Below are 17,393 nucleotides of genomic sequence, written 5' to 3'. Positions count from 1 at the left end.
GTTTCTCCCCCACTCCGCTTGCGCTATTCGCGCCTGGGTAGAAGCATGCGGAGGTTTCTGAGTTTGTGGATCCGCTCGGTGATTCCCTGCCCCAGCGGAGGGCCCTGATTGGCAGTTAGGCCTGTAAGAATGGGTTGCATGGACAAGTTTGAAGCAGGGACTGAGGTTGGACAGAACTCGCTCCTGCTGGTTCGCGTGGAGATGGTCAATAGCGACCCTGCCAAGGCCCGTATCGCCAAGTTCAGCTGATCGTGGAGCGGCCCGGGGCGACTGCTACCGGGCCCGCTCATCTATTCATACGATCCCGGACCGATCGGCGGGCGGCAGCAGGCCCGGGCGTCGACGCATCCCGTAGCCCAAGATGAGGGCTGGGGGACCGGCCAATGGCAGGGGCGCCGGCGCCGACCTGCGCATTCAGGAGTAACTAAAACATGCATTGATGGTTGTCCGGGGCGGTTGCCTGTATTCTCATCCCAATAAACCAAATTGGGGGACTAAATGCTTGCTGGCCATTTCGCCACGCCTTATCCGGCGCCTGCTGGACTTCAATCCAAACAGTGGCCGGGGAGCCTTCCGTAAACCACTGCCGCGGCACTTCTGGCTTGAACAGCAAAAGCCCCTGTCACGGGCTGACCATGGCAGATACTCCAAGCGCTCCTGGACGATGACGCCGTGGTCATCATGACCGAAGAGCGGGACCCGTGAGCAGCCGGGTGGAAATCTTTGATTGACGGGCCGCACACATGTTTATGGATAGGACTCCGTCCCGGCTCCTTTTCCTCAGCTTCAATTCTTCAAAGGATGAATTTTGAACCCTCGTAAAATCGTGGCCGCCGCAGGAATTGCCGGGGCGCTTATCTTCACCTCGGCGTGCTCGGCACCCGAGGCAACATCGGCCGCCAGCACTTTAGGCGGCTCGGACGCTGCTTCAGCGGCTGCCACCCCGTCGGCGACGCCGTCCCCAACCAGCAAATTTCCCTACACGTTGCCCAGCGGCCTTGTCGCCAAAGGCGTCGCCAACGACGGCAAAGGCGACTACCTCCAGACGAGCATTGCCGATACTGACCCGGCGATGCAGTACAACCCAACAATCACCGATGACGCTGCCAAGGCCCATTACTCGGAGGCCGAACTCGCCGAGGCGCAGAAAGTGATCGTCCGTTTCATTGCTGAGGAAGTCATCGACTCCACCCTCAACGACGGTACGGACATCGACGGCTGGTGGGCCACACATAAAGATCAAGTTCACCCGCTCAACCAGGAGGTCATGCTCAATGAGCTGAAAGCTGGGAAGGACGATGTCGCCCGCGAACAGTGGATGGCATCAAAGCCTGGCTTCTCTTATGTTCACGGGGCTAATACGCCCCGCGTGACTATGCGGACCATCACCCCTCAGAAATTCCGCTATGTGGAGAGCGCCAATCTGCAGGGAGTCATGCTTGACACCACCGCTGCTTATGCAATGTCGGTTACTGCTGACGGAACCCCCAAGCCGGATCAGAACTCAACAGCGGAAATCTCGTTCGCCGTCGCCAAGGACCCTGCTGACGGCAAGTGGAAGATCGCCGGCTACAACGCAAATTTCCACACTGCCGAACTGCTCGGGTAGCGCACCGGTTTATGGATAGGGCTCCGGCAGGTTTTCGCGGTCTTTCCGGCTCCAGGCTCCGCCTCTCCCCCAGGCAAAAAAGTGTGCCGATAACAGCGATTATGTCAACCTAAATCGGTTGATATTGCATTAGATGAACGATTGGATAGGAAATCGCGCGCAGTTGTTAGTTGAGATCCTTGAAAAATTCGGGGTGATTGTCGAACATTTCGTGGAGTGGGCGTTCGCCCCACTGCAAGCGGTATCGACTGTCGAAATGGTTCCCAGGGTGATCTGGGTGCCGTGTGCATTTGACGTTCACGGGGCCACCTGGCTGGACGCGGGTTTCCGTGTCGCCGCAGGCCGGCGGGCGGCTGAGTTTTCCTACAAGCTTGCCGAATAGCCCCATGATGCTCCCGCTTCTGTTGCGTATTTCAGCCAATACTACTGGTGCCCCTTCGACGCGCTGTATGGATGCCGGGCATTTTAATTGTGACCGCGTAACAGTCCGGGTTCTCTTAGGAGCTGGGCCGGGCATGAGGGCTTCCTCCACCCCGTGACAAGCATCATCGAACCCGGCTGCAGTTGCGTTCGTAGCGCGCCTAACCGGCTGTCCATACCGACAACGGTGAGCCAGTCGCCATTGTGCTGGCTGTGGTGGTGCACCTACTTTGACATCTACTTTGTGGCCATAAGGTCGACCTCTTGGAGGGCCTTCAAGGTGGCGAGGGATGTAACCAACTGCTCACGCTCCTCGTGCAATCTCTCCCACTCACCGGGGTCATCTATTTCTTTGTTTTCCTCTTCCGCTTCACGGATGGAAGACTCGTTAGCTCGGAGAGCGATCTCGAGATAATGGATGGCCGAAGTATGTACCGGCACGATGCCGCTCTCGGCCTCGAGGAATACCTTGGTCCCTCTGCACTTATTGCAGGTGACATAAGCCCGCTGCCCGGTGAAGTCCGATCCGGGCTTAGCGTTCACTCCACATGCTGCGAAAGTCCGCCTTCTCGATTTATCTGTGACGGCGAGATGGGTAAGCATGATTTTCTCCTTCTAGATTGAGGGGGCCGCCTGCCCTGCTGGGCTGCGACCAGCGGCGATGGTCCTCAGCCCTGTTGAAGCAGTCTTGTCCAGCAGATAGCCATGGTTCCCCCCGCTCTTGATTGCTGCCACAACTCTAAGGGGCCTCGCCCATTTGAGCGCTTAGGCGGCAACCTCTGCCAACAGGGCCGCTGCCACCTGCGGGGCGACGACATTGGCAGCCTGCAGGAACTGGCGTGAGCGGCTGCCGGACCAGGGGAAGCTTGCCGGGAACCCGTTCAGCACGCCGGCCTGGGAGCTCGTCAGTCTGGCGCCGTCGGATTCGCGGGTCCAGGTGCGGGCCTTCTCCGTCAGGCACCACGATGGCTTGTCGGCAGCGAACAGGTTGCCCCCGCCCGGCTTGCGGTTGGCACTGGTCCTGACCTGCTCGCCATGGCCTGTGCCGGCTCCCCCGTCACTTTCCATGCATTTGAATCAATTCCGCCAATGACGTGTAGCATCCGAACTACGGGCAGCATCGCCCGTGACGCTATTGGGGGAAGCGATCATGCTAATGACTGTCAGCGCGCGCGATGAGCCGCCCTCGCGGTCCGCGGCCCACGCCCAGTTACCCCAGTGCGCGTCCATCTCCGCACCCACCCCGCACGCTTCGCATCGCACGTCGGTCAGGTGTCCTATGGAAGGACTCTCATGAGCCAAACCCCCTACACTGCCCCCTATCCCCCGGCCCCGGGGTACGGGCAGGCGCAGCAAGGCAACAAGTCATTCCTGGTGACCTGGTTGCTCGCTCTCCTCCTTGGCGTTCTCGGCGTGGACCGGTTCTACCTGGGCAAAATCGGAACCGGCATACTGAAGCTGATCACCATCGGTGGTCTGGGCATCTGGGCACTCGTCGACATTATCCTCCTGCTGGTCAACAAGACCCGCGACAAGCAGGGGCTCCCGCTGGAGGGCTACGACAGGCACAAGAAGGTAGCCCTGATCGTCACCATCGCTTTCTTCATCCTGGGCATGATCGTCAACCCCGCCCGCGGCCTGACCGGGACAACTTCTGCTTCCAGCGTTTCCACCGCTAAAGAGTCCGCGACCGCACCCACGGCTACTGCCTCCGCAACCCCCTCAAAGGATCCCGCCGTAGCGGCCGCGGAAGCCAAGGCGAAAACCGACGCCGACGCCAAAGCCAAGGCTGACGCGGATGCAGCCAAGCAGGCGAAGGCCGAGGCCGACGCTGCTGCCAAGGCGAAAACCGACGCGGACGCCAAAGCAAAGGCTGACGCTGACGCAGCCGCCAAGGCTGCTGCCGAGGCCGCAAAAGGAACGATCAGCCAGCAGAGCGCTCAGCGCAAAGCCGGCGACTACCTCAAGTTCAGCGCCTTCTCCCGGTCCGGGCTGATCGACCAGCTGGTCTACGAGAAATTCTCCGTCGAGGACTCCACCTGGGCCGTGGACCACATGACCGTGGACTACAACGAGCAGGCAGCCAAAAAAGCCGAGGACTACCTGAAGTTCAGCTCCTTCTCACGCTCGGGGCTGGTCGACCAACTGCTTTACGAGGGCTACACACCGGAGCAGGCCGAGTACGGGGCAAGCACGACCGGCCTCTAGCCACCGAAGCCCGCCCCGCGGCGAAAGACCCCTTGGACTGGCTCCAGGGGGTCTTTTCGTGCCGCCGAAAAGTCCGTCTACGCCGGCAGGGGCTCGGCGCAGGATTTGCACTCCCGGCGGGCGCCGACGGCGCTCTCCGCGATCACGAGCAGACAGTCCGGGTTGTCGTCCCACGCGGTCCCTACGGCGATTCACCAAGCAGGGTGGAAGACTGCTCCGGCCCTGACGTAGACCTGGCCCGGGCCAACCTCCTGGAAGCCATCAGAGTGACGGGATGCCGGCTCGACAGGGCTGAGCGGACCCCAGCTCCGAAGCCTTTTCGTATGCCTTCACGACGGATTTCCAAGTGCGCTTCTTGCGGGTCTGCGGCATGAGCAGGTGTTACCGGCTGATCAGTCTTTACCGCCGTCGATGATCTGGAATGCCGGGGCAGTCTTGGGCCATGAGTTTAGCGTGTCGGCACGCTGGAAGCTGAGCACGTTGCCTAGCCCTTCGGCGGAAGAGCTCTCCGTACAGTTACCGGATCCGAGCGCGATAGGTAGCTTAGTGTTTAGCAGCCTGCGAGGATCTCCCCGGCCCGGGCGTGCTCGGCTTCGGTTATCCAGACGCCGTACGTGGGTTTCACGTGGACGATCTCACTGACGTAAGTGCACCAGTGGCCGCGGTTCGGCGGCAGCCACGTGGCAAGGTCGGAATCTCCCTTGGATGAATTACTCGGGCCATCGACTGCCCGGAGGTTGATGGGGTCATTCGCGAATGCGGTGCGGGTCTATTCGTCCCACTGCTGGGCACCCTTCTGCCATGCCTCGGACAAGGGCACCAGGTGGTCGATCTGGACGTCGGAGCTGGTCTTCTCACCGCGAACGAAGTTGACGGTCTTTCCGGTCATGTGTACGGAGATGGGCATAACTGTCGGCGCCCTCGGATAGCGTGGACCACCCCTGGTCCAACAGGTGGTCCGCGGTGGTCCAAGTAGGTGGTCCACAACTGGTCCAAGGTGGTCCGCGGGTGGGCCAAGGACCGGTCCACACTACCGAATGTGTGGGCCAAACCGGCCCTAGACTGAGCGTCCCGCGTGGTCCAAAAGGAAGTCGCGGGGCAGACGGCGAGGGAGAACGTAACTGATGACAAGCTCGAGAATTGAACCCGACAGCCGAACAATGACGATGGCATCCATGGCCTTGGTCGGGATCCTGGCAGTGGCCAGCTTCACTCTCTCCTTTCAGGGCCTGATCCAGGCAGCTGAATGGGCGGGGATCGCGCCGCAGCTGAGGTGGCTCGTCCCGATTGTCGTTGACTCCACCATCCTGGTGTATGCCGTGGCAGCCTCAGTCCAGCGTGCCCGCGGGGAATCTACGGTGATGTCATGGATCAGTGTTAGCTTTTTCACCGCCGTATCGGTCGCCGCCAACGCCGCCCACGTCCTCGCGCCCGGCGGCGTGCCAGTCCCGGTTGACGGCACGGTCATGTTCGGGGCCTTCCTGGCGGCCATCATGCCGGTCAGTCTGTTCTTCGCCACCGAGACGACCGTGCAGCTGGCTGTCGCTCCCCCGGTCGGCTCAGTCTCCCAACGGCGCAAGCGTGCGTTGGCCCGGCTGGTCCAGGAACGGGGTGGACCAGAGAATGTGGACCACTTCGGAGCAAGATCCGGACCACTCGCGGACCACCGCGGACCAGCGGGTGGACCGGTCCGTGGACCACGTGTAAACCACCCCTCTGGACCACTGCGGACCAAGGTTGAAGTGAAGCCGGAGCAGATCCTCGAATTGGCTGACGAGAACCTCTCCCAGCGGGCGATCGCTGAGCGGCTGGGCACCTCGAAGACGACGGTGGCGCGCGTACTGCGGGAACGGTCAGCGATGGCTGCAGCCCCTAAACCCGAACAGGTCGCAGCACTGTCCTAGCCAAACGAAGAACGATTGTCAGTCTCGCCTCGCCTATCCTGGGATGTCCAACCCAGAATCTTGCGTTGCATGGGTGCTGCCGACACAGATCCGCCAGTGCGAGCGGCGGGCGTCAGGCCAGCCGACCTCGATGAGTGTAGAAAACCAGCGTAAGCAACGCCGGACAAACCGACCTGAATCTAATGTTGCTGGAGTGCACGGGCGCCAAGCCCTACTGGAACCTACTGGAACCAACCAGCCGGTAGGGTCGAAATCAGATTCATAAACAGCGCTACCAAAGGGATGCAGGGCCTTCTATCTATCTAAACCCACTGAACCTACCTTAAAATTAATAGCCTTACGTAGGAGCCTGAGTGTTATGTATTTCTGCCCTTGAAGAACTACTAATTAGATCCCTCCTTATGGAGGTGTAGTTCCCTGGTGGGTTTGGTAGGTTTTGGTCTGAAGATGCGCTGAAACCCCCGAGATATAGACAATTCCCGGTCCGCGGATGAGCCTACCTGCGGTGGGTTTTGGGTTGGTCTCGGATGGTTTGGCCGTCTCCTTGACAGGTTTTCGACCGACCAAGCTCGCTTTGGCTAGGTGCAGACGTATGCAGTAATCGCAGGAAAGTCTGAAGGCCCCGCTCGGGCGAGCGGGGCCTTCGCCTTCATGGCACAAACAGGGCTTCTCAGTCGCTTTCCTGGTCGTAGTCGATTTCGTTGCCGCCGCGGAGGATGACCTCGACATCGACCGGGACGCCGGAGACACGGTTCGGGCCGGTTCCAATGCGGACGGTGTTTAGGTACTTGCCGTTCGGTTTCTTGAACCGAGCCACCACGTCGGATGCCAGCCCCTCGTCCCATACTGACGTCCAGCCGGAGCCCGTCCCCTGACCGTGCTGGATCAGTGTCGGGAAGGCAGCCTGCGCTTTGCCGAACGCTGTCATCTGGTCGAACAGGATGACCTGTTTGCCGCGTGACGTCACCACGGTGCCGATGGTGGGGCCGACGGGGCGGAGGCTTCCATCGGAGCCGCCGGCCTTCCAGCCGAGTTTGTCGTTCGCCAGCCCCTCACCCACCTCGTTGCCGGTGACCGGCGGGCGGGTCGGGTCATCGCCTGAGATCACGTGGGCGCCGCCGGCGGAAAGCAGCGAGGACAGCGCACGGATAAGGGACGCCCCCGGAGCGGCCTGCTGGTTTTCAGTGTGCGCGTCCGTGACGAGGCGGATGACGCTCATGCCCAGCTCGTCGACATCGAACTGCTCGACGAAGTCACGGTCCATGTTCAGCTCGTATGCCATCTCCTGGAGCACCGCCAGGGTCAGCAGGAGGTCGGCAGCCAGGGTCGAGGTGCGTTCCAGGGAGCCGGTAGAGGCACCCACTTCCCGCATGATGGTCGCGACCGAGTGCTTGACGTTGGTGCGGGTATCTTCCAGGTGGTCCATGTAGGCGGCCCAGCCACCGCGGTAGCTGATGGCTACGTTGCGGATGTACCGGATCAGGTGGCTTGTCAGCCGTGCCTGGGTCCCGTCCATGCGGGCCATGTCGTTGATCCGGTCTGTCTTGTTCCGGTCCTCGTGCAGCTTGCCCTTACCAATGAACACCGGGACGAGGCGTTCTCTGGCGCTCGGAGTGGTGAGCTCGTTTTCGGCGGTGATAATAAGTTGGGCCATGGGCTTGTTGACTTTGCGCGTGGTCATGTCAGGGTTCATACGGCCCTTGGTGGCGTTGTTGAAGATGGCGCGGGTCATGTCGGCTATCTTTGCATCTTCAGCCTCGGCTTGGCGGCGGACCGAGGAGGGCGCCAGATCGTCAATCACCCAGATGGGGGCGTGCGCGATGGCGTTCTCGGTGTACGCCTGGGTGTCCTTGGCGGATCCGGGGAGGCCGTCCTGCCAGTCCGACTTTCGACGGGCCCAGAAGTACATGCAGCACTGCGCGGACCAGCTCTTTCCCCCACCCTTCGGGCCCCAAAAGTACACGGTGGAGCGAGGGCGCAGCGGCACGGCAGGCCGGAGCCCTGCGGCGAGGACGATGACGGCCGCGGACGGGTCGGTCCAGGCGCCGGAGGCGATGTAGGCGTCCATGACTTCACGGAAATCCTTGGCCACCTGTGCCGTGTACTGGGGATCGTCAAAGTTGCCGTCGAGTCTGCCCGTCCCCACGCCGTAGCTGTCGGCGACCGGCAGCGCGTCTTTGTCGATGCCTGCGACGGCGTTGGAACTAAGTTCAGTGTCGCCGACGACCTGATCGTTGATGATGTAGACGGGGGTGTCGTTCTCCACAGGAACCCAGCCCATCTGCATCCAGCGGGTTTTGGACATCGTCTCCTCAGTGCGGTTGTCCTTCAATGCCGAAATCCAGGCCTCACCCTTGGCCGCGCGCGGTGGCCAAGACCGGTGGACCAGCAGGCTGGGCGGGATGATGGCGCCCTGCCGATCCCAGTCCGCTGGAAGGTAGTTCAGTATCTTCTGGGGGCCAGTGATGACGGCGGAGAAATCCGCTCCATTCCGTCCCCATGCGACTTCAATCTGGGTCTGGGAGTCCTCGATCTCGTTCAGGCTGACGTTCGGGTTGAACAGGCCGGTGCGCATCTCGTCGTCGGTCGGCTGGCGGCGGACCTCCATGGCCAGAATCCTTCCGCCCAGTTCCACTCTCTCGTACCAGCGGTAACCGCTGATAGTGCCGCCGGGGCCGTCCAAGACCGGCACGCATTCCTCCACGGACTGGCCGTTGGTGGAGACGCGGAACGCTCCGGCCTTCTCGTCAGCGTTGCGCATCGGGGCGGCCGGCATAGTGGTCGTCAGCTGCTTCAGGAGCATGCTCCAGGTCCCGTACTTGGCCAGGTAGTCATCCACGCCGGCTTTGGCCATGGACCCGTCGTCGCCGGAGGTCACTGCCGGGTTCAGGAAGCGGATGAGTCTCATCTTGGATTTTTCGTCCAGCTGCTCGAAGAGTTTCTTCGCCGCTGCGTGCACGAACGGGTTGACCTCCAGGTCGGCGTCGAACGCGATCCAGCCTTCACGGCCTTTCAGGTCTATTTCGCGCCAGTCAGCGGCGTGCTGGTGGGCGTTGTGGATGCCGGCGATGGAGACGATCAGGACCCGGTCGTTCTCGGGGATGGCGTCCAGCAGCGACCGCATCTTGGCGATCGGGTCGAAGGTGCCGTCGTACTTCAGGTCTTCCCAGGAGACGCCCATGGAGCGCAGGTAGGCGGAAATCGCCGAGTCGCCCTTGAGCATCCCCTCGGCGAACATGACCACCGGGGTGGTGTCGATCCAGTCGATCGGGGTGGCCGGATGCAGGTCCAGCGGGGTGCCGGTCTGGGGCTTGAACTCGTACTTGATCGGCTTGCCCTGGTCGTTGTTTTCGGGCATCTGAGGCCGGACCTGCCACGTGTGGGGCTGTACCGCCTCTTCCTTGCGGTGGGCGGACTGCAGGTCAGCAACCGAATACCAGGGCATCTGCATGCCGTCGTGTGGCCCAGCTGCGATGCAGCGCTTGAGCCGTTTGCCCTGCTTGGTGACAAGGCTCATGTCCATCTTCTTCATCTCGGCAGTGAAGTTGGTCGAGTCGATGCGGGAGTATCCGCGGGCGGCCGCAACCAGCGGTGCCACACCGGAATCGGCAAGTTTCGCGGCTCCCGAGCCGGTGATGAAGTGAAAATAGTCGGCGGCAGACCAGTTCGGGGTGTCCGGCAGGCCTGTGAACCCGGTGAGAGTCCGTGAAGGGGAGGCTGCGCGCACGCGGGACAGAGAGGGGGAGGGCGCTCCCACACCCGGTGCGTTGGCTGAAGCGGGTACCGAGACCTCATCTTCGTCTTCGTCAGAGTAATAATCGGTGTCGACCCCGTCGTATCTTTCTGTGTCGGCTTCTCTTTCTGTGTCGGCTTCGTCGTGGTCCAAGGGCGTTCGGTCGGTCGGTCTAGTCATGCGTACGTCTATGCGGCGCCGGGCTCGACGGGTGTCTCCTCCGCAGAAATGGCTGCGGCACCCTCAGGCCCCGGTGAACTCCGATCGTCAGGGCGCCACAGGATCAGGGCCGACTACTCCTCCCTGGATTTGGTGAGGACCAGCGTCATGCCGCTGTCCTTTCCGCCTCAATCTCGACACCCCGAGCTTCCTGCAGGTCGGTACCTGTCGACCATTGTCTCGCCAAGGCAAGGCCCGCCCAGTGGTCTTTGACCGCCGCGTTGCTCGCTGAAAGTTCCGGATGAGAGATCGTGAATAGGCAGGCCTGGCTCGGCGGTGAGGCCGACCTTGTTAACGAGAATCGTCATTTCGACGCCTGTCGTAGGCCCCACCGCATAGTCCCTAGTGTGAATCCAACGAATAAGACTCCGGCAGGCACCAGCAGAGGACTTCCTCACCGACTTCTGACAGATTTCCGCAGACGTTGGCTATTTGGCTTCAGACCGCCCGGCCCGGGTTTCAATGTTCTAAGCGATTATCCGCGCTGAACTAAAGTCATAGCCACCCTGGCATGAGCCTTCCCGGCAGGGTAGGCAGGAGTAGCCCGGCGCCCGCGTCTGGAAAGTACCCGGCTTTGCCAATAGCATCGGCTGGTGGCCATCGAACATTACTCGGAATTTGACCATGGCAAGATGGCGTGATTTATGTTCGCTGAGTCGAGCTCATGGGAGCGTTACTGTGAGGGCATGAAGATAAGCCGCTATCACCTCGCCGGGTATCTTATGAGCGGGGCGGCGCGGCTTCGTGACCACATTGAGCGCATCGATGAAGGCGTCGCTTACGCCGTTGATGATTTGGCCTTGGTTCTCCGCCTCATGGTGTCGGGTGCCCGCGGAGGCGAACTGATCTCGAGGACCGCCCAGAGTTACGACACGCCACTTCCCAAGTTCGGTGTCTCTCCCGCTCCTGAACCCGTTCCGGGACTCGTCTGGGGCGCCGGGGCGATACCAACCACGGACACACTGGGGGCTGGTAACTTACTGGACATTAGCCAAATTCGTTTCAAAACCGCCCTTCGAATCCAGCCTGGGGCAAAACGAGTTGACTTCACCTGGGACAAGCTCATCCGGGACTACGCCAACTACTGGGGTACGCATGTGGGCGACAACATACGGGACGACATGCCGGCGGCGGACCGTATTGGTACTGCTGCCGGCGTTCCTCTCGTCACTTACATGCTCCGGGAGGTAGCAGTCGCTGCTTGGTACAGCGCACAGTTCGTCCTCCGCCACGCCATCCTCCAGGACGATCCAACATTCTTTGCGGACATCGATCTCACGGATGGAGAGCAGAATATATGGGTGGCTCCTCAGGGCGGCATTGACGAACCACCAAGAGTTCGAGGCGAGCTCGGAAAATTCCAAGGCGGCATAAACGCAGGCCTTACGTCATCATTTGCATGGGCAGTGGAGTATCCCCCAACGGCAGGTCTAACTCTGGGAGAGCTACTTGTGGGTGGACTGCCCTACGAGATAAAAGTGTCAACAGGAGGTGCCTCAAATCAAAGCGATTACGATGTGACGCGTCAACGCACTCCGAGTTTTCCGACTGAAGTAAAGGTCACCCCCGGAAAGTCGGTGAAACTCACTCCACAGCTCCACCCCTGGGACAGTACGAACTACATGGTCAACATGTCCGGCATCGTCAAGTTCAGTACAGTGAAGGCCGAGGTCTGACCCACAGGCGGCAGCGCGTCAACAAGGACGACCGTCGACGATGGGCCGAGCGGTAGACGCACCGCCAGAGCTTGACCAGCCGGGAGCACCGCCATCGGGGTACTCCGTCGCCACCATCTTCAGGTTCCAGCCGTTCCCGCGCTGTATGGAGGTGCAGTACCCATGACAGACGGACGGAACGACGCCAGTCTGAGTCCTGATAGCGAATCTTCCGCTGCTTCGAACGGCCACCCTGCCCAGATGAGTTCCGGCATATTTCCCACGGGGCACGACCGCACGAACTGTATCACCGGTGATAAAGCCAAAATGATTCTTGCGGCGAGGGAAGATCAGACGGGGAAATCCGAATCGGTCGGATCTAGTTCGGGCATAGGATCCCCGACCCGTTTGGTCAGCCACGAGCACCGAACCAATGTTCGACGTAATGGTCTCCACGTCTCCGACTGCCAAGGCATCGTTCCAATGGGTCTTGCTCAAGTCGTTGCGGGATCGATTGAATTTGGTCCGACCACCAGACCCGACATGGACTGGGAGCCCCGTATCCTGGAGCCGCCGCCAGAGAGCCCAGCGCGTGGCATTCACTGCTGTGGCGTCACGAAGCGGTTGCTTAACTTGTGCCAGGAGCCGGGCTAGGCGAGCCGGGTCGGTAACAAACTCCTCCACAGCGCGGTTCCCCTTGGCATCGTTGCAAGGGACGCAGGCAAGCGCGAGATTAGAAACCCGATCAGATCCCCCCTTGGATTTGGCGAGGATATGGTCGAGATTAAGCGGAACGGCGCGGGCGTCACAATAGACGCATTTCCGCTCGTATTTGGCCAGCAGATATTCCCGCACCTCGAAGCCTGCCAGTGTTCCTTGCTGATACTCGACGCCGCTGATTTTGGCGTTCTCCATGAGCTGGGTATCGAAGCGAACCAGTTCCTGATAGATCGCCGTCACAGGAAACCAAGCTTTCAGCTTGTTGACCATCGACATCACACCGTCGACTCGGTGTTGCAGCGAAGGAGCGAGCCAGCCTCGAGGCTTCGTCCGATGCAAGAACCGTGGCGCCCGGTATCGCAGCCTTGAACGACGGCCCCGACGGTGCTGGGCGCGGGACTTCATGTGTCGGGTGATCACATCTGACCGATGATCGACCCGGATAGCGAACACGCCCTTACGGGAAGCACTACATGGACCCGAGGAGACGAAGACGGCCAGCCCCGTGTGCTTGGAACCAGGATCAATACCCAGTCCGATGTCTTGCACTGAAGCCGTGCGGTCGGTGGTCGTTATGTGCTTCATCCTGATCACGAATGGCACCAACGAAGCGACAACGGCCTGACCTCGCTTGAGGAGCTTCCGCGCCCTTGCCGGGCTCGTCGGCATTAGGGGCGCTTTATCCCTCCCGAGGACAGGCACGAGGTTGAGAGCCTTACGGCCCTGAGCTGGCTGCCCAGAAATTCCTGGTGCGGCCGTGACGCCTCCGACAGCGGGTGAACGTCCGGAGGTCTCCCCTCGATCATGTTGCACGCCAGTCTTTCGGAGCGAATGCCCGTCGGCCGCAACCCGTTTCGAACCTGCTCGAGGCGTGTCTGCTGATGCGGCTTCGATTGGGCGGAGCTGAGGAAGCACCCCGCCGTCGGTCTTTTTGCTCACGTGCAACGTAGACATCAGAGTCACCCCTTGCCGATGCCTGGATCTGGACAGCCCAGCCCAAAAAGGCTCGAGCGGCTACCGGACCCCATGTGTACGTTTCCTCCTGCCATTCATCCGTCGATTCTGCACTGCCCTCCTGATGGGCGCAATGACTCTGGGGTGCATCTACGTTGCGAGAACATCGACATAAGGGAGTCATGTCCCCTAGACGTCCTGCAGCCGCCGTATGACCACTATTTCGCTCGTGTCCCTTACGGTCACGGTGGCGCCATCACCCACGATGTCGAGCAGCAGCATGCCTCTGTAGCCGACCTTTAAGCGCCCGATCTTGACCAAGGGGATATTCTCACTGTCCAATCGGAGGGCTGTTGCCGCCACGTTCTTGTAGGCCTCGTTAGCCTCCTGGTCTGAAGGCAGGCGCATCAAGCACCGGTCATCCAAGGAGATCCGGTAGATAGAACCGCTAGCCGTGACGAAGGCGAACGCACCAGTATCTTCGTCGCTCAGCTCATCGATTTGTTCCATGAGATGACATTACGACTCATTGTGGCTTGATAAGTGGCATACGCTGGACCATCTTTCGATGGGACCGAGACGGACTGACTGTAGAGTCCTAGACTCGTCGTATGGCTGGCGCTACAGAGTTCCGTTCCCTCGTCGTGAGTCGCAAGGCGGTTGAATGCATCCGGGCCAAGCCTGCGCCGGTAGTAGGACGCCTCCGAGCACGGTGCCGCTGATGGCTGGCCGTCACGCTTCCCAAGCCCTGAGCCACTTCGATGACAGGGAGACTCAGTACTTGCACGACTTCTGCCCCTGCGGCAGAAGGTCTCCGCAGGCGATGTCACGGGCCAAACTCCGAGATGAAGCTATACAACAGAGACAACTCGAGCGTGCCGCCGCAAGGCTTCGGCTGACGCTAGATCAGCGATTAGGTCGCCCTCCAGCGCCTGAGTGGGTCTCACAGCTCGCCCAGGCATCCGGTGACCCGCGACTTGACGATGGCTGGGAGGAGCGGATTCGCACATTACTCGCAGCCGAGGCTCGAAAGCGATGCGCCTGCAGTTGCCATGGTCCAAAGAGCCAGCGAGATCTCGACGACGCGGCCCGTGACCAACGGAATGCCATCCGCGCGGGGGCCCGCCTGCACCGAACAATCGACGCCAGATTTGGCCGGTAATCGGACGCGCGTGTCCTCAGTCTGGCTGACGAAGAGGACGAGTAGGGGTCACACTTACCGCAGCCAATAGGTGCCGGCCTTACCATTTCCTACGTCGCAGGACATATCCGGCCCACACACCCAGCGTGGGGTGCCCCCGTTACCCCCCGGCAAGTGGACGGTGTACCAATCCGGACTTGCTTTGACAGAGGACTGTGGCTGAGGTCGCCAATACCGTCAGGGCTGGCTGCCGCAGACACAGTTGAACTGGCCCGGGCAACTACTGCTGCTGTGTCAGTTCTTCTTGAGGTTTACTGTGGTCGTCGTCCCCATCGCGCTGACCTTGTAGCTGATGGTCCCGTCCTTATAGGTGAACTCCTTGGTGGCGTCGCCTGATGCCAGTAGTGCGGACTTTGTGGCTGCCACGTCCTTCTCCGAGGTCCAGGTGTAAGGCTCCGTCGCATCGGTCGGAGCCTTGAAGGTGCCGATCCAGTAGATGGAGGTCGTGTTGCCGCCGTCGCTGACCCATTCGACAGTCATCGTGTCGGCGGTGATCGTGGCCTGCTGGTAGGACTTTTCGCTGTTGGGGTTGCTTTGCTTCCAGGCGCCGGTCAGGTCAGCAGCCTTCTTGGGGGCTTCTTCAGCGGCTTTGGACTCGGCAGCGGCCGGTGCGGTGCTTGCACCTCCGCAGCCGGTCAAAGCGAGGACGGCAGCGAGTGCGAGGGGTGCGATGAGTTTCTTCATGGTTTCGCTTTCAAGTCTGGTGGGTCGAATTAGCTGCAGAGACTCGGGCCGCTCTCTAAGGCGGCTTATTCCAGGAGTTAGAGTCGGCTGATGAGCTCGGCGCGCTTGGCCTTGAACTCCTCGTCGCTGAGGAGCCCCTGCTCTTTCAGCCGGGACAGATCTTCGATCTGTGTGGCGACCGACGGGGCCTGCTGTACAACGGTGGGCGCGGGTCGGTTGTTGATGATGGACCGGACGACGATCCCGGTCAGGACGAGGGCGATGCCGAGCACGATGAGGATCCAGGTCGGTACGGCTGCTGCCGCGATGCGTTCCTGGCAGTCAGCGGCCGCGCTGCCGTATCCGTAACCGCCCATGCTGTCGAAGAGTTCGGCGGCCAGGCTGTCCGAGCGGAAGACGCTTCCGCACATCCCGCTTTTCGACGACCCGATGATGATGCCGATAATGGTTAAGATAGGCCCGAGAACGACGAGCCAAATCCAGGCCTTGGACTTGGCGGGGGCCTGCTTAGTGGTTGATGTCATGTTTCCCCAATTGAAGATGCGATGCAGTGCATCGGAAGCATATCGGCGAAGCTGGCAGGAATCGGACCTCGCCGCACACTCTTGGGTATGACGAACACCACACCGCAGGCAAGAAAATTCCCCTCGACTACCACGTCGCTGCCGGGCCCACTCCGAAGCCTGGGTAGCGTCAATCCGGTACCGACTCGCCGAGCTGCGGTCAGCGTCCTCCTTAAACGCCGGAAGCCTCCTCTGGTTTCAGGTCCCCCGCGGCGATCCGATCCGCGGTCTTTCGGTACGCATCGGCGATGTACTCTTCGACGTCGTTGATCCCAATGCGCCACAGACCACGGCTATCTTGACTCGATTTCGGCTGTGAGGATCGTGCATTGTGGCACTTTCCCCCACCGTAACTGACACTTTGGGCACCCGTGAGCCTGCCTGCCCGGCATTGGCAAAATTGCACAAGTCAAACGATGGCCATCACGATAGGGAGGTCCTTAGCTCCGCCGATTGACGTACGATTCATCGACGGGCCAGTATCCCTGGTTTACGTACCGAACGGCTTCCAGGCCTTCAAATGGGACCTGACGGTCGCCCCACTAGCGGCGATCGCGGAAGCCTTTCCGTTGGACGAATCCTCAGTGGCCTCCGCCAACCTTTCTAGGTCTTCGACTGTACTTTTCGCCAAGTCGGACACCTCCGTCGCCCACGGCTGGGCAGCCTCTAAGTCTGCTTTCATTGTCCGGGCTAGCCTACGAACATCCACAGACGCATCGTCACAGGTCTTCTCTAAAGCGTCGCCTTTGAGCCGACGCTGGTAGACGGGCATGCATAACTCGGGTGAGAACCAGTCCAGTTGGCTGACAAGGGAGTCCTGCGTCCGTGCGACAGCACTTGCGGCCTGGGCTGCGGATTTGTTGGGCGTAACTGAAGTCGGTGACGGATTGCTAGCGAGCCCTGAACAGGCTGTGAGCACAAGGATTGTCCCAAGAGCCGTCGTTTTTAAGGCCACGCTCAGCGGTCTTCTGATCTCTGAAATGGGCATTTGCCCCCCATTATCTCTGATGACAAGTAAGGCAGCACCAGCTCCTGCCTCAGCCATGATCTATGGCATCGTTACGAAATTCATCCAAACAGAACATCGTGTAGAAAGCGCAGGTTTTGCTCAAATTCATGGAAGGACCTGGATTTCGGTGTCGTTGCTAATGCGCTCTGATGAAGGATGGCTGCACGTCCTTGCAACTCATCGGCTTCGACGCCGGAAAAGAATGCTGCAGATCATCAGGCCCCAAAAACCACCTAACCGCGTCCTACGTTCCTTACGAGCCTCACAGAAACCAGTCGCCGTCATCAGACCTTCTGCCCCTGAATTCTCGGCAAATATTGCCTCGACCCTATTGGCTGAGCGAGATAACCCCGGCCACCAATCTGAATGCCGCGGAGGTCACCCGACTTGAGAAGGGCCCGGACCTGGACGTCGCTGACGTTTGGCTCCTCGGCGACCTGGTCAACTGTCAGGAAGCGGCGGGGCGAAAGGGTTTCAGGCATGCCAGCATCTTATGGCCATAGCCGCGGCGGGC

14 protein-coding genes are annotated in these 17,393 nt (G+C 60.6%); 5 read left to right on the top strand and 9 right to left on the bottom strand.

The features are described 5' to 3' along the window. The first annotated feature begins 808 nt into the window (after positions 1-808). Together ACX80X_RS11145 and ACX80X_RS11140 are read left to right on the top strand one after the other, a co-directional pair. Positions 809-1,609: a hypothetical protein gene (locus ACX80X_RS11145; RefSeq protein ID WP_459312037.1), complete on the top strand. Its 801-nt coding sequence runs from the start codon at positions 809-811 to the stop codon at positions 1,607-1,609. Between the two features lie 133 nt (positions 1,610-1,742). Further along, complete coding sequence (locus tag ACX80X_RS11140; protein WP_459312035.1) at positions 1,743-1,991, top strand: hypothetical protein; 249 nt, start codon at positions 1,743-1,745, stop codon at positions 1,989-1,991. A 275-nt stretch (positions 1,992-2,266) separates the two neighbouring features. Here ACX80X_RS11140 and ACX80X_RS11135 read toward each other — a convergent pair whose 3' ends face one another. Then, on the bottom strand, positions 2,267-2,632 hold the full coding sequence (locus ACX80X_RS11135; RefSeq protein ID WP_459312033.1) for a hypothetical protein: 366 nt from the start codon (positions 2,630-2,632) through the stop codon (positions 2,267-2,269). 162 nt (positions 2,633-2,794) lie between these two features. After that, positions 2,795-3,097, bottom strand: a complete 303-nt coding sequence (locus ACX80X_RS11130) for a hypothetical protein (protein ID WP_459312031.1) — start codon at positions 3,095-3,097, stop codon at positions 2,795-2,797. Between the two features lie 225 nt (positions 3,098-3,322). Between ACX80X_RS11130 and ACX80X_RS11125 the strand changes: the two genes are divergently transcribed. Beyond that, entirely contained in the window at positions 3,323-4,237 is a 915-nt protein-coding gene (locus ACX80X_RS11125; RefSeq protein WP_459312029.1) for an Ltp family lipoprotein, read from the top strand. A 769-nt stretch (positions 4,238-5,006) separates the two neighbouring features. Here the strand turns inward: ACX80X_RS11125 and ACX80X_RS11120 are convergent. Continuing rightward, positions 5,007-5,144, bottom strand: coding sequence for a hypothetical protein (locus ACX80X_RS11120; RefSeq protein WP_459312027.1), 138 nt, complete (start codon positions 5,142-5,144; stop codon positions 5,007-5,009). Between the two features lie 253 nt (positions 5,145-5,397). Here ACX80X_RS11120 and ACX80X_RS11115 point away from each other — a divergent pair, with 253 nt between their 5' ends. Continuing rightward, a complete protein-coding gene (locus ACX80X_RS11115; protein ID WP_459312025.1) occupies positions 5,398-6,141 on the top strand; it encodes a DUF2637 domain-containing protein in 744 nt (247 codons plus the stop codon). A 670-nt stretch (positions 6,142-6,811) separates the two neighbouring features. Here ACX80X_RS11115 and ACX80X_RS11110 read toward each other — a convergent pair. Continuing rightward, positions 6,812-10,054: a hypothetical protein gene (locus tag ACX80X_RS11110; RefSeq protein ID WP_459312023.1), complete on the bottom strand. Its 3,243-nt coding sequence runs from the start codon at positions 10,052-10,054 to the stop codon at positions 6,812-6,814. A gap of 725 nt (positions 10,055-10,779) precedes the next feature. Between ACX80X_RS11110 and ACX80X_RS11105 the strand changes: the two genes are divergently transcribed. Next, positions 10,780-11,769: a hypothetical protein gene (locus ACX80X_RS11105; RefSeq protein WP_459312021.1), complete on the top strand. Its 990-nt coding sequence runs from the start codon at positions 10,780-10,782 to the stop codon at positions 11,767-11,769. A gap of 18 nt (positions 11,770-11,787) precedes the next feature. On the opposite strand, the gene iscB is transcribed toward ACX80X_RS11105, so the two are convergent. The 5 genes from iscB to ACX80X_RS11080 all read right to left on the bottom strand — a co-directional run bounded on the left by iscB (position 11,788) and on the right by ACX80X_RS11080 (position 17,361). Further along, complete coding sequence (iscB, locus tag ACX80X_RS11100) at positions 11,788-13,422, bottom strand: RNA-guided endonuclease IscB (protein WP_459312019.1); 1,635 nt, start codon at positions 13,420-13,422, stop codon at positions 11,788-11,790. Between the two features lie 189 nt (positions 13,423-13,611). Beyond that, complete coding sequence (locus ACX80X_RS11095) at positions 13,612-13,932, bottom strand: hypothetical protein (protein ID WP_459312017.1); 321 nt, start codon at positions 13,930-13,932, stop codon at positions 13,612-13,614. Positions 13,933-14,857: 925 nt separating this feature from the next. After that, positions 14,858-15,307, bottom strand: coding sequence for a hypothetical protein (locus ACX80X_RS11090; protein ID WP_459312015.1), 450 nt, complete (start codon positions 15,305-15,307; stop codon positions 14,858-14,860). A 77-nt stretch (positions 15,308-15,384) separates the two neighbouring features. Continuing rightward, positions 15,385-15,831, bottom strand: coding sequence for an SHOCT domain-containing protein (locus ACX80X_RS11085; RefSeq protein ID WP_459312013.1), 447 nt, complete (start codon positions 15,829-15,831; stop codon positions 15,385-15,387). Positions 15,832-17,163: 1,332 nt separating this feature from the next. Beyond that, complete coding sequence (locus ACX80X_RS11080; protein WP_459312011.1) at positions 17,164-17,361, bottom strand: helix-turn-helix domain-containing protein; 198 nt, start codon at positions 17,359-17,361, stop codon at positions 17,164-17,166. Between the last annotated feature and the right edge of the window lie 32 nt (positions 17,362-17,393).

Source organism: Pseudarthrobacter sp. MDT3-1 (assembly GCF_054510755.1).
The sequence above is the reverse complement of the archived record's forward strand: the minus strand, read 5'-3'. Positions and strand labels throughout refer to the sequence as shown.

What these genes read in the sequence shown, in the direction of transcription:
- ACX80X_RS11125 (WP_459312029.1), top strand. Translation starts at nt 3,323, where the DNA reads ATGAGCCAAACCCCCTACACTGCCCCCTATCCCCCGGCCCCGGGGTAC.
- ACX80X_RS11085 (WP_459312013.1), bottom strand. Translation starts at nt 15,831, where the DNA reads ATGACATCAACCACTAAGCAGGCCCCCGCCAAGTCCAAGGCCTGGATT.
- ACX80X_RS11135 (WP_459312033.1), bottom strand. Translation starts at nt 2,632, where the DNA reads ATGCTTACCCATCTCGCCGTCACAGATAAATCGAGAAGGCGGACTTTC.
- ACX80X_RS11130 (WP_459312031.1), bottom strand. Translation starts at nt 3,097, where the DNA reads ATGGAAAGTGACGGGGGAGCCGGCACAGGCCATGGCGAGCAGGTCAGG.
- ACX80X_RS11115 (WP_459312025.1), top strand. Translation starts at nt 5,398, where the DNA reads ATGACGATGGCATCCATGGCCTTGGTCGGGATCCTGGCAGTGGCCAGC.
- ACX80X_RS11140 (WP_459312035.1), top strand. Translation starts at nt 1,743, where the DNA reads ATGAACGATTGGATAGGAAATCGCGCGCAGTTGTTAGTTGAGATCCTT.
- ACX80X_RS11080 (WP_459312011.1), bottom strand. Translation starts at nt 17,361, where the DNA reads ATGCCTGAAACCCTTTCGCCCCGCCGCTTCCTGACAGTTGACCAGGTC.
- iscB (WP_459312019.1), bottom strand. Translation starts at nt 13,422, where the DNA reads ATGTCTACGTTGCACGTGAGCAAAAAGACCGACGGCGGGGTGCTTCCT.
- ACX80X_RS11105 (WP_459312021.1), top strand. Translation starts at nt 10,780, where the DNA reads ATGAAGATAAGCCGCTATCACCTCGCCGGGTATCTTATGAGCGGGGCG.
- ACX80X_RS11090 (WP_459312015.1), bottom strand. Translation starts at nt 15,307, where the DNA reads ATGAAGAAACTCATCGCACCCCTCGCACTCGCTGCCGTCCTCGCTTTG.
- ACX80X_RS11095 (WP_459312017.1), bottom strand. Translation starts at nt 13,932, where the DNA reads ATGGAACAAATCGATGAGCTGAGCGACGAAGATACTGGTGCGTTCGCC.
- ACX80X_RS11120 (WP_459312027.1), bottom strand. Translation starts at nt 5,144, where the DNA reads ATGCCCATCTCCGTACACATGACCGGAAAGACCGTCAACTTCGTTCGC.
- ACX80X_RS11110 (WP_459312023.1), bottom strand. Translation starts at nt 10,054, where the DNA reads ATGACTAGACCGACCGACCGAACGCCCTTGGACCACGACGAAGCCGAC.